Source organism: Dellaglioa sp. CoH-57-MRSF-21, from assembly GCF_056781915.1.
This window is the reverse complement of the sequence record NZ_JBXAXU010000001.1, coordinates 110,384-123,486: the sequence shown is the minus strand read 5'-3', so window position 1 is coordinate 123,486 and position 13,103 is coordinate 110,384. Positions and strand designations below refer to the sequence as shown.

At 34.6% G+C, this 13,103-nt stretch carries 13 protein-coding genes; 2 read left to right on the top strand and 11 right to left on the bottom strand.

Annotation, left to right across the window (positions count from 1 at the left end; translation table 11 throughout):
- Window positions 1-40: 40 nt before the first annotated feature.
- The 6 genes from AC1RPQ_RS00600 to AC1RPQ_RS00575 form a co-directional block, all read right to left on the bottom strand.
- Window positions 41-955, bottom strand: a complete 915-nt coding sequence (locus AC1RPQ_RS00600) for a GRP family sugar transporter (protein WP_481761049.1) — start codon at window positions 953-955, stop codon at window positions 41-43.
- Window positions 956-985: 30 nt separating this feature from the next.
- Window positions 986-1,408, bottom strand: coding sequence for a D-ribose pyranase (gene rbsD / locus AC1RPQ_RS00595; protein ID WP_409021800.1), 423 nt, complete (start codon window positions 1,406-1,408; stop codon window positions 986-988).
- A gap of 28 nt (window positions 1,409-1,436) precedes the next feature.
- Window positions 1,437-2,372 (bottom strand): ribokinase, encoded by a 936-nt coding sequence (gene rbsK, locus AC1RPQ_RS00590; RefSeq protein ID WP_481761050.1) that lies wholly within the window; start codon window positions 2,370-2,372, stop codon window positions 1,437-1,439.
- A gap of 194 nt (window positions 2,373-2,566) precedes the next feature.
- Window positions 2,567-3,253, bottom strand: a complete 687-nt coding sequence (locus AC1RPQ_RS00585) for a 2,3-diphosphoglycerate-dependent phosphoglycerate mutase (protein ID WP_409021802.1) — start codon at window positions 3,251-3,253, stop codon at window positions 2,567-2,569.
- A gap of 71 nt (window positions 3,254-3,324) precedes the next feature.
- Window positions 3,325-4,530, bottom strand: a complete 1,206-nt coding sequence (locus AC1RPQ_RS00580) for a MalY/PatB family protein (protein ID WP_481761051.1) — start codon at window positions 4,528-4,530, stop codon at window positions 3,325-3,327.
- The gene (locus tag AC1RPQ_RS00575; RefSeq protein WP_481761052.1) at window positions 4,514-5,590 is read right to left on the bottom strand and encodes an AI-2E family transporter; all 1,077 of its coding nucleotides are present in this window, start codon (window positions 5,588-5,590) and stop codon (window positions 4,514-4,516) included. Before AC1RPQ_RS00575 ends, AC1RPQ_RS00580 begins: the two co-directional genes overlap by 17 nt.
- Before the next feature lie 172 nt (window positions 5,591-5,762).
- Between AC1RPQ_RS00575 and AC1RPQ_RS00570 the strand changes: the two genes are divergently transcribed.
- On the top strand, window positions 5,763-6,485 hold the full coding sequence (locus AC1RPQ_RS00570; RefSeq protein WP_481761053.1) for a GntR family transcriptional regulator: 723 nt from the start codon (window positions 5,763-5,765) through the stop codon (window positions 6,483-6,485).
- Between the two features lie 146 nt (window positions 6,486-6,631).
- The gene (locus AC1RPQ_RS00565; RefSeq protein ID WP_481761054.1) at window positions 6,632-9,007 is read left to right on the top strand and encodes a phosphoketolase family protein; all 2,376 of its coding nucleotides are present in this window, start codon (window positions 6,632-6,634) and stop codon (window positions 9,005-9,007) included.
- 59 nt (window positions 9,008-9,066) lie between these two features.
- Here AC1RPQ_RS00565 and AC1RPQ_RS00560 read toward each other — a convergent pair whose 3' ends face one another.
- The 5 genes from AC1RPQ_RS00560 to AC1RPQ_RS00540 all read right to left on the bottom strand — a co-directional run bounded on the left by AC1RPQ_RS00560 (window position 9,067) and on the right by AC1RPQ_RS00540 (window position 13,101).
- Window positions 9,067-9,732, bottom strand: a complete 666-nt coding sequence (locus tag AC1RPQ_RS00560) for an ABC transporter ATP-binding protein (protein ID WP_481761055.1) — start codon at window positions 9,730-9,732, stop codon at window positions 9,067-9,069.
- Window positions 9,733-10,692, bottom strand: coding sequence for an ABC transporter permease (locus AC1RPQ_RS00555; protein ID WP_481761056.1), 960 nt, complete (start codon window positions 10,690-10,692; stop codon window positions 9,733-9,735). It lies immediately after the preceding gene.
- 225 nt (window positions 10,693-10,917) lie between these two features.
- Window positions 10,918-11,865 (bottom strand): hypothetical protein, encoded by a 948-nt coding sequence (locus tag AC1RPQ_RS00550; protein WP_481761057.1) that lies wholly within the window; start codon window positions 11,863-11,865, stop codon window positions 10,918-10,920.
- A gap of 121 nt (window positions 11,866-11,986) precedes the next feature.
- Window positions 11,987-12,319 (bottom strand): AzlD domain-containing protein, encoded by a 333-nt coding sequence (locus AC1RPQ_RS00545; RefSeq protein ID WP_409021810.1) that lies wholly within the window; start codon window positions 12,317-12,319, stop codon window positions 11,987-11,989.
- Window positions 12,320-12,321: 2 nt separating this feature from the next.
- Window positions 12,322-13,101 (bottom strand): AzlC family ABC transporter permease, encoded by a 780-nt coding sequence (locus AC1RPQ_RS00540; RefSeq protein ID WP_481761058.1) that lies wholly within the window; start codon window positions 13,099-13,101, stop codon window positions 12,322-12,324.
- Between the last annotated feature and the right edge of the window lie 2 nt (window positions 13,102-13,103).

Below are 13,103 nucleotides of genomic sequence, written 5' to 3'. Positions count from 1 at the left end.
TAACATAGTATTGTTATCAAGGTTTTAAAATTAATTTTATCTAGTTTTTTAAGAAAACTGTTACAGAAGCCGCAATTACAATTAGTATAAGACCAATAATAATAACTAACCATTCTTTACCCGTTTTTTTAGTGCGCATAACGACAATTCCTGAAATCGTTGCTCCAACAATTGAAACTTGTGAAAGGACGAATCCAGTTGCCAATCCAAGCATTGCAGGTTGAGCTGAAACTAAATAACCCAATGCTGCCATTGCAAAGAAGAAACCAGAAAAAATTTGTTTGTACGTAACACTTTGTGTAAAAATGTTATTTTTATTTTTCGTTAATTCATAAATTCCAAGAATTAATCCAAATGCTGCCATCCCGATAGCTTGTGCTAAAAACATATGCATACCATCAGTATTTTTAGTATATTGTGGAAGGATACCATATAATGAATAACCAACTTGGGCAATCAATAAGACACCAACTGCCTTTGTAAGTAGTTCTTTATTTCCAGCTGATTTCTTTTCTTGATAAGTTGTCATATAAGCTCCAACCAAGATAACAAATACAGCGATGAATCCATATAATTTTGATGAAACTGGACCCCAGTTACCAAGCATTACAACACCCCAAACTACATTTGCTGTAATTTGGAAAGCTGTTGAGATTGGCATTGCTTTAGCAGAACCTAAAGCATTTCCATCCTGATCTTTCATCCCAAAAGCCATAATAGTTAAAACATTTCCAAAGGCCCAAGCTGCCCCTGAGAAAAATGCTAACCAAAAATTAGAACCTTGTAACATGGGCATTCCCATGACTAATGAAAGGACGATTGCAACAATCAAAGTTCCCCATGTTGCTCCAAAAATACCTTGAACTGGTTTACCGCCAAAATATGATACTAAAGTTGGATATGCACTCCAACCAATAATTGCTAAAAGTGAGAAAAATAATCCTAACATATTCATTTTTATATCATCCTATCCTTATATTAATAACTATTTAATTGCTTCGCCTTCAAAATCAACATTTGATTCCAAAACGATATTTGAAAATGGTGTGATTTCACCTGTTCGTACTGTAGCAATATTATTATCATCACGACTCATCGATTTCAATTCATCATGTGAAATGAAAACAACTTCAACATCATCATCTAATAAAGCCTTGATAGCAGCATATTGTTCAGGATTAACCGTTTTAATTTCTTCAGCTAAAAAAGCTTTTTGAATTTTCATTTCAGAAAGTGTTGCAGCTAAAACATCAATAAATAATGGTAATCCACGTACGATTGAAAGATCAATTTTACGTCCATCATCCTTAATTGGTAGGCCTGAGTCACCAATTGTTAACCATTGTGTATGTCCAATTTCAGAAATAGCATTTGATAATTTTGTATTCAAAAGATTAGTTTTACGCATAATTTATCTCCCATTCAACAATTTAAATTTATTTATTAGCATCCAAAACAGCTAATACAGCAGATTCAGTTGGAATACTTGGTTGTGCACCAGCATGTGACACCGTTACAGATGAAGCAGCTGATCCATAACGCATAGCTTCAGCTAAATTATCTAAATTAGCATGTAAACGTGTTGCTGTAGCACCAATAAAAGTATCGCCGGCAGCAGTTGTATCAACAGCCTTAACCTTAAATGCTGGAACGACTCCTTCTTCACCATTATCACGCATGTAGAAAGAACCTTCTGAGCCAATTGTAATGATTACGGTATTAATTCCACGTTCAAAATAGTACGCAGCATTGTGTATCATTGAATGTTCATCAGTCACTTCTATCCCAGTCAATAAGAATGTTTCATGTTCATTTGGTGTAATAATATCAGTTAATTCTAATAATTCAGCTGGTAGTCCACCATTTTCAGGCATTGGAGCTGGGTTCAAAATTGTTTTAACACCATGTTCGCGTGCAATCTTGAAACCTTCAATAACTGATTCTGTTGGAATTTCTAATTGCGCAATCAAAAAATCTGATTCAGCAATGGCAGCTTCATGTGCGCGTACATCAGCTGGTGTCATATCAGCATTAGCGCCACCATAAATATGGATAATATTATCGCCTGTTTCGGCTGAAACAGTAATATAAGCTTGTCCAGTTTCTTCAGTATCTGAAACAATCACATGTTCAGTGCTTAAGTTTTCAACATTCATATTCTTTGAGGTATCAAATTCTTTACCAACTTTTGTAATCATGTTAGTCTTTGCACCAGAACGTGCAGCGGCAACACCTTGGTTCAATCCTTTTCCACCCATTGCTTCAACTTGATGATTTGGTGTGTGTAAAGTTTCGCCGCTAGTTGCGAAACGGGGTACAGAAACAACCTTATCAATATTAGTTGAGCCCAAAACAGTAATAACTTTTGCCATAACGTTTCTCCTTCATTTCTTTGATATATTTATCAAATAGAATGTGTATTCGATTACATCAATATAATACATATTATTTGCTTTGGCAAGCGCTTTCTGGTTTTAACTGCTAAAACTACCGACTTTTTCGCCAATTATTGACTAATACAAAAAAACCTGATGACATAAAATTGTCATCAGGTTTTTTATTAATATTAAAGTTTAATTTTGCTTACGATGTTTAATTTGTCATCAAGATCGTAAACAACTGGTTCGCCAGTTGCCATTTCAACGCCCATGATGTCTGCATCAGAGATGTTTTCAATGTATTTTGTAAGGGCACGTAATGAGTTACCATGTGCAGCAACGATTACATTTTTGCCTTCAAGTAATTTAGGAGCGATTTCGTCTTCCCAGAAAGGAATAACACGTTCCAAAGTAACTTTTAAGTTTTCGCCACCTGGGATAGCTTTAGGATCTAAATCAGCATAACGACGATCGTTAGCTGCTGAACCTTCATCAGTTGCGCTTAAAAGTGGAGGTAATGTATCGTATGAACGACGCCATACAAGAACTTGATCTTCACCGAATTGTTCTGCTGCTTCGGCTTTGTTTTGGCCTTGTAATGCACCATAATGACGTTCATTTAAGCGCCATGATTTGATTTCAGGAACCCATAATTGGTCTGAACCTTCAAGTGCGTAATGTAATGTTTTAATAGCACGTGTTAAAACAGATGTATAAGCTTGATCAAATTCGATTCCAGCTTCTTTAATCTTTTTACCAGCTGCTTGTGCTTCAGCAACGCCTTGTTCGCTCAAGTTAACATCTACCCAACCTGTGAAAAGGTTAGATAAGTTCCATTCACTTTGTCCGTGACGAATAAATACTAATTTTGCCATAAGATAAAATCCTCTTTTTCTATTTTTAGTTTACTGGTTTATTTTACACTGAAATGAAATAAATTAATAGTCTAATTTAAGCGATTTAGCTTTGCACTTTTGAGTCCCTTTAACAACTGATCAACAGCTGTTTGAACCGTTCCTAAATCAGTTGCCAAATTCATTCGAATAAAGCCTGGCGTTTCTTCACTAAACCATTGTCCATAATCAATAGCTAAGCCACACTCATTCTGAATAAATTCTTTCATCCGACTGGGATTTACATATGCTGAAAGGTCAATCCACATCAAGTATGTGCCTTCTAGTTCACTAATTTTAATTTCTGGAAATTTATTGACTAATTGGTGGCTGACTTCTAAATAATTGGTCCTTACGATACTCAGAATTTCATCTAACCAAACTGCTCCTGAACGATAAGCCGCCTCTCCAGCAACACATCCCATTAAACTACCCTCAGGTTTGTTCAAACGCTGTACCATTTTATCGTACTTAGCTCGTAATTGCGCGTTTGGAATAATGATATGCGAGTTTTGTAAAGCAGCTAAATTAAATGTTTTTGAGGGAGCATTAACGACAACCATATTATCTCGATAACGACCTTCGTCTATTGATAAAGCTGATACAAATGGTTTTTTTCCCACAATTAAATCTTGATGAATTTCATCCGAAATTACCATCACTTTATTTTCACGACAAATTTCAAAGAGTTGTGTCAGTTCAGCTTCAGTCCAGACGCGACCAACTGGATTATGCGGTGAACAATGAATAAGTAATTTAACGTGATTAGCTTTCATATCTCGTTCAATTGCTTCAAAATCCATTTCATATTGATTATTTTCATGTTTCAAAGGTGTTCGTACGATACGTCTGTTATTATCTTCAATTGCACTATAAAAAGGGTAATATACTGGTGTTTGAACTAAGACGCTATCACCTGGTTCCGTCATTAAATCGACTAATTGATATAATGAATTTACAACCCCTGTTCCAAATCTCATCCATTCCTTATGCAGTTCAATCCCATAGCGAGATTGTTGCCAATCAAAAAAGGCATCATAATATGAATCAGGAATTGTTGAATAACCAAAAACACCATGTTGTACCCGTGCTATTAAAGCATCAGTTACGGCTTTAGGTGCTTTAAAATCCATATCTGCAACCCACAGTGGCAATAATTTATCATCGCCATATTGCTCTTTTAAACTATCCCATTTAACTGAATTTGTATTTTTTCTATTCACTCTAAAATCAGCTAAAAATTTATTTTTCTTTACCATCAGTTTGACTATCCTTCCTTATTCCTTTAATTTTACCAATCCGTCCTTTAGATCCAGGAATTGACTTCACACCCAAGATATCCAAGAAGAATGTGAAAATGGGAATTCCGACAATCAAGCCCCACGTTCCAAATAATTCTTCACTGACTAACAAGATTACAAATGTAAAGAATATAGGTAGTTCTGTCCGACTTGACATAAATTTAGGATTTAATACATATGATTCTAATAAATGAACGACCATTAACATAATTAAGATGTAAACCACATCACGTACGCCACCAACCGAATAACCAACTAAACTTAATGGAATACATGAAATTAATACCCCTGCGACTGGAATTAAACTTAATAAGAAAATTAATATTCCTAAAGGCAAGAGCTGTGGCATATGCATGAAGTACAACCCAATCACAGTAATAACTGTATTAACAGTTGCGATAAAGAATTGTGCTTCAATAACGACACCAAATGATTTAACAAATTTTTCACCAAAGAAGTAAATATCCTGGAAAAACCAACCAAAATCACTTGATAAAAAGTTTTTTGAGAAATGTGTCATCTGATCTTTTTCAATCGTATAAAAGAAGCTTAAAATAAGCGATAATAAAAATGTTGCTGCCATAAAACCAATGCTCGTTATATATTGAAATACAAGCGTAAAACTACTTTTTAATTGTGGCACAATTTGAGATTTACCAATAGATTTAAGTACCCATTCCATCACAAGATTTGTATCTTTACCTGGATGACGATAAAAATTAATCACATAATGTGCCATTGAAACTGTTTGCGAAACTAAAATAGGAAAATACTTAGTAACTGCCAAATAAAGCAGCGCGATAATTGCCAGATATACTCCTATAACAATTATTCGACTATTAATTGATGAATGTCTTTGAATAACATTTATCAATCGGACTACTAAATATGTAAATATAAAAGTTAATAGAACAATGCTAATGACATCTTTCGCAAGAAAAATAACACCCATAATTACACAAAGTACAACAAATCTACGTAACTTAATATTTTCAATAAAACTTTGCCAAATTTCCAATAGACACACTCCTTTAACTATAGTCTTCATTGTACAAAATATTTACTAAAATGTCTGTAATTCTTACCTTTTTGTTCTAAAATAATTATCTCTCCGGAAAGTTGACGACTTGTCGTCTATTAAAACTTATGGTTAACTATGAAGATTGACTCTACGAAAGGAGTACTCTTGTATGGCTGAATTAATTTACAAACAACTGATTAGTAAACTTAAAAAAAGAATCGCTGCAGATGAATTTCCCGACATGAAACTCCCTGATGAACGTAGTTTGAGTGAAACTTATAAAATTAGTCGTAGTTCAGTAAAACGAGCTCTTAGCCAAATGGCTAACGACGGTATTATTTTTAAAAAACGCGGTTCCGGCACCTTCATTAATCCCTTATATTTAAAAAATAAAACCGTTTTTAATTATGAAGGCTCTAACTTAGGTGTTACAGACGGATTTGAAATGAATGGTAAAAGCCCTAAAGTTAAAGTACTAAGTTTTGAAGTTATTGCGCCCTCAGAAGATTTACAACGCAATCTTTTCTTAGACACAGATGATTTTGTCTACAAGATTGTTCGCTTACGTTTATTTGAAAAAACGCCTTTTATGATTGAAACAGGCTATATTCCAATTAAGATTGTTCCTAATTTATCTCAAACAATTGTTAAAGGATCAATTTTTAATTATTTGGAGGATATTCAGAATCAATCAGTTACTAAATCGTCGCTTTCAATCTACGCTGAACCATCAGACGAAAATGATCAAAAACTTTTAAATTTAAAACCAACTGAACCAGTTAGTATAATGGATGGTATTTTCTTCTTAGATAATGGTACCCCATTTGAATATTCAAGTATGAGATTTCATTATAAATTTTCTAAATTTAATACTTTCATGGCCGTTAAATAGGCTATTTAACGGCTTTTTATTTACTTTTTAAAATAATTGGTACGTTCCAATGAATTAAATGATTGACTTTTATTTAATGTTTGTTATTATGAACATATAGAAAGCGCTATAACTTTAGCAAATAAAACATATAGGAGTGTGTAACTATGACAGAAACTGATTTTTCATCTAAATCATATTTAGATAAAGTTGATGCTTGGTGGCGTGCAGCAAACTACCTTTCAGTTGGACAACTTTATTTAAAACAAAATCCATTATTACAAACTGAAGTCGTACCTGAAGACATCAAAGTTAACCCTATTGGTCATTGGGGAACAATCTCAGGCCAAAACTTTATTTACGCTCATTTAAACCGTGCAATTAATAAATATAACTTAAACATGTTCTATATTGAAGGACCTGGTCATGGTGGCCAAGTTATGGTTTCTAATGCTTACCTTGATGGTAGTTATACAGAAATCTACCCAACAATCACTGAAGACTTAACTGGTATGCAAAAATTGTTCAAACAATTTTCATTCCCAGGTGGTGTCGCTTCTCATGCTGCTCCTGAAACACCAGGATCAATCCATGAAGGTGGCGAATTAGGTTATTCATTATCTCATGCCGCTGGTGCTATTCTTGATAACCCTGACGTAATTGCTGCTACAGTAATTGGTGATGGTGAATCAGAAACTGGACCATTAGCAGCAAGTTGGTTCTCAAATGTCTTCATTAACCCAGTTAATGATGGTGCTGTATTACCAATCCTTGATATGAATGGTTTCAAAATCTCAAATCCTACAATTTTATCACGTAAATCTGATGCAGATTTAACAAAATACTTTGAAGGTATGGGTTGGGATCCAATTTTCGTTGAAGGAACTGATCCTGAGATCATCCATCCTGAAATGGCTAAAAAAATGGATCTTGCTATCGAAAAAATTAAAGCAATCCAAACTGAAGCTCGCAAACACCCAGCTGAAGAAGCAACAATGCCTAAATGGCCTGTTATGATTGTTCGTACACCAAAAGGCTGGACTGGTCCAGAAGTCTGGAACAACGAACCAATCGAAGGCTCATTCCGTGCTCATCAAGTTCCAATTCCTGTAGACCAACGTCACATGGAACATGTTGATGCTCTTGTTAAATGGATGAAATCATACCGTCCAGAAGAATTATTTACAAAAGACGGTCAATTAATTCCTGAACTAAAAGAAATGGCACCTAAAGGCAACCAACGTATGGCAATGAACCCTATTACTAACGGTGGTATTAATCCTCAAAAATTAGTTATGCCTGATTGGAAGAAAAATGCTGTTGATACATCAACTCCAGGTGCTGTTACAGCACAAGATATGATTATTTTCGGTGACTTCGCTCGTGATATTATTGAAGAAAACCCTAAAAACTTCCGTATCTTCGGACCAGATGAAACAAAATCAAACCGTTTGAATGCTATCTTTGAAGCTACTAACCGTCAATGGTTAGAACCAATCAAAGAAGGTAACGACGAATGGCAAAGTCCTGTAGGCCGTGTTCTTGATTCACAATTATCAGAACATCAAGCTGAAGGTTGGATGGAAGGTTATGTCTTAACTGGACGTCATGGTTTCTTCGCTAGTTATGAATCATTCTTACGTGTCGTTGATTCAATGTTGACACAACATTTCAAGTGGTTACGTAAAGCCAAAGAACAAACATGGCGTAAACAATACCCATCATTGAATGTTATTGCAACATCAACTGTATTCCAACAAGATCACAATGGTTATACTCATCAAGATCCAGGTATGCTTGGTCATTTAGCTGATAAGAAACCTGAATTTATCCGTGAATATACACCTGCTGATTCTAACAGTTTATTAGCTGTTATGAATAAGACTCTTCAAAGTGAAGAACTTATTAACTTAATCGTTTCAAGTAAACAACCACGTCCTCAATTCTACTCAGCTGATGAAGCTCAAGAACTTGTTGACAATGGTTTGAAAGTTATCGATTGGGCAAGTACTGCTAAGGGCGATGATGCTGATCTTGTTATTGCTGCTGCTGGTTCAGAACCTAACTTAGAAGCTTTAGCTGCTGTTAGTCTTTTAAACTCAGCATTCCCAGAATTGAAGATTCGTTTCATCAATATTGTAGATATCTTAAAATTACGTCATCCTAAGATTGACCCTCGTGGTTTCTCTGATGAAGAATTTGACGGTTACTTTACAACTGATAAACCAGTCGTATTCGCATTCCATGGTTTCGAAGCTATGGTTCGTGACATCTTCTATGATCGTCATAACCACAATGTTTCAATCCATGGTTACCGTGAAAATGGTGATATCACTACACCATTCGATATGCGTGTCTTGAACCAAATGGATCGTTACAACCTTGCTAAAGATGCTGTCTTACAAGCTGGCAACTTAGGCGCTGCAGGCGATAAATTTGTTAAAGAAATGGAAGCTATGGTTGCTAAACATGAATCATACATCCGTGAAAATGGTGATGATCTTCCAGAAGTTAATAACTGGAAATGGACTCCACTAAAATAGTAAAACTTTAAACGAAAAGAGAACCGCAATTGCGGTTCTCTTTTCGTTATCATTAAAAATCATTCTTTTGTGAGCTGTCCATCTCGCATAAAAAATGTTTGGTCTGTATATGCCAAGACATCTTCATCATGTGAAACCATAATAATCGTTTGTCCCGTCTTTTTAGTAATATCGGCTAGCTGGGCTGCAACTTGCTTCGCTCTTTTGCTATCTAAGCTTGCCGTTGGCTCATCAGCAAAGATGAGCTCCGGTTGCCCAAATAATGCTCTAGCGATTGCAACGCGTTGTCTTTGACCACCTGAAAGACTAGCAGGATATTGATTTCTTTGGTCCCATACACCTAAGTCACGTAACATCATTTCGGGATTACGACTTTCTTTTTTAGTTTTCATTTTATTGACTAATTCAAATTGTTCTAAAACGGTTAAAAATGGGACTAAATTAGACCCTTGTAAAATAAACCCAAATTCATTAAATCGTAACCTAGTTCGCTCTTTTTCGCTTAATTGTCCGATCTCTTGATCTTTAAAATAAATTGTTCCATCGGTTAATCCTTGTAATCCACCCATAATGGTCAGCAACGTTGTTTTTCCAGATCCTGATGGACCTGTCAAGCCAATAAACGTCCCTTTCTCAACAACTAAATCAATATTATCAAGAGCCAACTTTTTATTATCACCTTTTCCAAATGTTTTAGAAACATCAGATAATTGCATTAAACTCATTTAGACACCTCCAATTGCATCAAGTGGATCAACACGTAATATTTTAAAAATGGAGAATAGTGATCCTAGAATGATCATCAATAATAAGATAACCGAAAATCCTACGACTAAGAAGACATTATTTAAAAATGGGACGGCAGCTGGTAACGATAGCGCTGTTGCCACATCTGCAATAATACCCAATCCAATTCCTAGTAAACCTAGTAATGACGACTCCCAAATTAAGCTTTTAACCAAAGTCCCACTAGAAACTCCTTGTGCACGTAACACGCCATAAACGGCTGTTTTTTCAATGGTTAAAATATACATAAAGATACCTACGATAAACGCAATAATGACAAATAAGGCGCCAATCATTAACGTAAAGGTCTTCACTTCTGGACCATATCCCGGTATGTTGTTAATCACCTTGTCCATTGTTAATGTCGCTAATTGTTGATCTTTTTTAATTTTAGCTGAATTTTTTAAAACAACTGCATTAATTTTTTCAGTCGGATTGTCCGGGCCATAACGTAACGTTTGATAGTCAGCTAATTGTAAATAGACAACTGGTGCTGTTGTGTATTTATTACCCGTCGTTATCCCCACTACTTTATATTCTTGTTTCGCATTATTAATTTTTATTTTTTGGCCTAATTTAGTGGCATCTAATCCATTATCAACAACTACTTCGTTAACTTTCTGCGGCATTCTGCCTTGAACTAATTTAGGCTTCAAAAATTGATTAAATTGAACTCCAAAAACACTAATATTAGCTTTTGGTTCGTTTTTCCGACTAGCAACGCCCATCATTTGACCTAAATAAGCGTAGTCTGATTTTGACCCTGAAATCTTAGGAAGTGAGTCTTTTTGTATCTCGGAAGATGCCAAATTATTATTCGCATACTGACTGATAACAATGTTATCCGCATCCCAATTATCAATTGAAGACCGATTATTGTTCGCAAGCCCAAAAGCCAATCCCGTTAAAAAAAAATGAGATATGAAACTAAAAAGATGGTGAAAATAATCAGACCATACCGAAGTTTATTATATTTAATCTCTTTAACAGCTAAGTACATGTCATATTCCCCCTTATTTCTACTATATAATAACTTTGCACCAAATTAAAAGTAAACGTTTTCAGTGGAGGTTAAGAAAAAAGCATAATCCTAAAATTTAGAATCACACTCTTAAAATACTAATTTATTTGTAATCTCGCGCTGCAATAGCTTTAACACTTGTTGTTTCTTTAACAGCCTGTTTAATAATTTTTACAACATCTGAATCACTAAATGAGTTAGGGTTAACACCAGCAAATTTAATTGAGTCTCGTGCTGCCTTAATACGTGATGCTGTAATTGCTTTACCGTTACCATCTACTATGTTAGATGAACTTGTTGTATATTCATTCGAACCTGAATACGATGATGCAGCGGCTTGTTCTTCTGACGTCAACGTAGCTGACGAATTGTTTTTTATTTCTGGTATACTATACTCCGACCCATAACCACTACTTTTAGATGATGGTGTTGAACTTTTCGAACTACTTGAAGAACTGCTTGAAGAACTACTTGTTGGGTAGCCAATCGTTGCCAAATTCTTATCATTTTTTTGTTGTAAGTCTGTTGCTTTTTTCTTTAAATCTGAGTAATAATTTTTATCAATACTACTATCTTTTAAGATTTCAGTTAATTTATCGTTTGATGCTGTGTAGCTATATTCTGTATTTAAATTCATTGCTTCATTATATGTTTTTATGAATAGCGCACGTTTTTCAAGAACCGTTGTTAATTCTTTTTTCAAATTTGTTGCTCGTTTTTTAATGACTGCTGATCCATCATGATCCGCTAGCACGATGCTAATTGCATCCTTTGCTTTACTATACTGACGATCTTCAGTTTTGTTAATTACTGCCTTGTAATGTGTCACCTGTGTCTTGTAAGCTTGTGCAGTCGCATCATTTGATTTCTTTTTTAAAGCGACATCAAAATAATTTTCTGCCTCAGTATATTCTGCATCTTGAATCGCAGTTTTACCGTTCTTCATGGCTGTATTATAATTTTTATTTGCTTCTGCATGTTTCGTTAAACCGTAGCCACCAAACATACCTACTATAACAACTGCAACTAATCCCCATACCCATTTTTTCATTTTAACCACACCTCTTATCCCTATATTTATATCGCTGTTATTATATCATGGAACATCCTTCAACCGTTATTCAAAATAAGAATTTAGTCCCTGAGAGAAACTAAATTCTTATTTACTTAATTTATAATATAAGTGACAACAGCATAATAGCGCAAAGTCCAAGTACAACAGATAATCCCATTGATCTCGTACGATATGCGATTGCGAATACAACCACAGCCGCTATTAATTTTGTGACGTTATCTACGCCCACAAATTGAAAACTTGAATCAATAAAAAGGTCTTTAAAAACTAATGCTGAAAATAACGCAACGGGTACATACTTCATCCATTCATTAAACCATTCTGGGATTTCTCGAGATGAAAAAATTCGTAATGGAATAAATCGCGGTAAATATGCAACAATTGCAGATAAAATAATTAATAAAAAATGATCCATTGTTGTCATTTCCATAGTTAACTTTCCTCAGAAACTTTAGACTTTCTACTTATTGTATGTCGACTTGCTTTTGGTTTAATCGTATTTAATAATTTATTTCGTTTACCTTTTCTAACAATTTCATGTTCAATAATAAATCCAACAAAGGAAGCTAGTAAAGTTGCTACAACTAATCCCATCGTACTTTGGAACAATGACATGAAAATAATTGCTAAAATACCTGAAAGAATACTAATAATAATTGTGAGATAATTTTTAAGTTGCATGACTATCATGTAAATAAATAATGAAGTTAATGCAAATTCAACAATGCTTAAATTAATTTTTAACCCAGCACCAATTAAACTACCTGCAATATTACTCATCGTCCAAAATAATAATGAATAATGTTCAACCATCAAGGCATCTTTTGGTTTCCATTCTTTATCTGTTGCAAATTTTAAATAGTTTACTGCGTAATTTTCATCGTTTAGTGATGCCGCAAATATGTATAAAAACTTACGACTAGTTCCTCGAATGTACTGTGACAAACTAGCACCTAATAACGCATACCGTAATTCTAAGAAAAATAGCATAGTAACAATTGAAAGAATTGGCGACTGAATCGTCAACATTGATGCAATTAAAAACTGTGCACCACCTGAAAAGACAAGTATGGAAACTAATCCTGCTAATATCGTATTGAAGCCTGCTGCATGCAACAAAATACCACATGCGAGTCCAATTGGGACGTAACTCAGGCAAAGCGGCATCGCAATTTTAAGAACTGTGAGCCAGCGTTTCTCTGTTTCTTTCACGA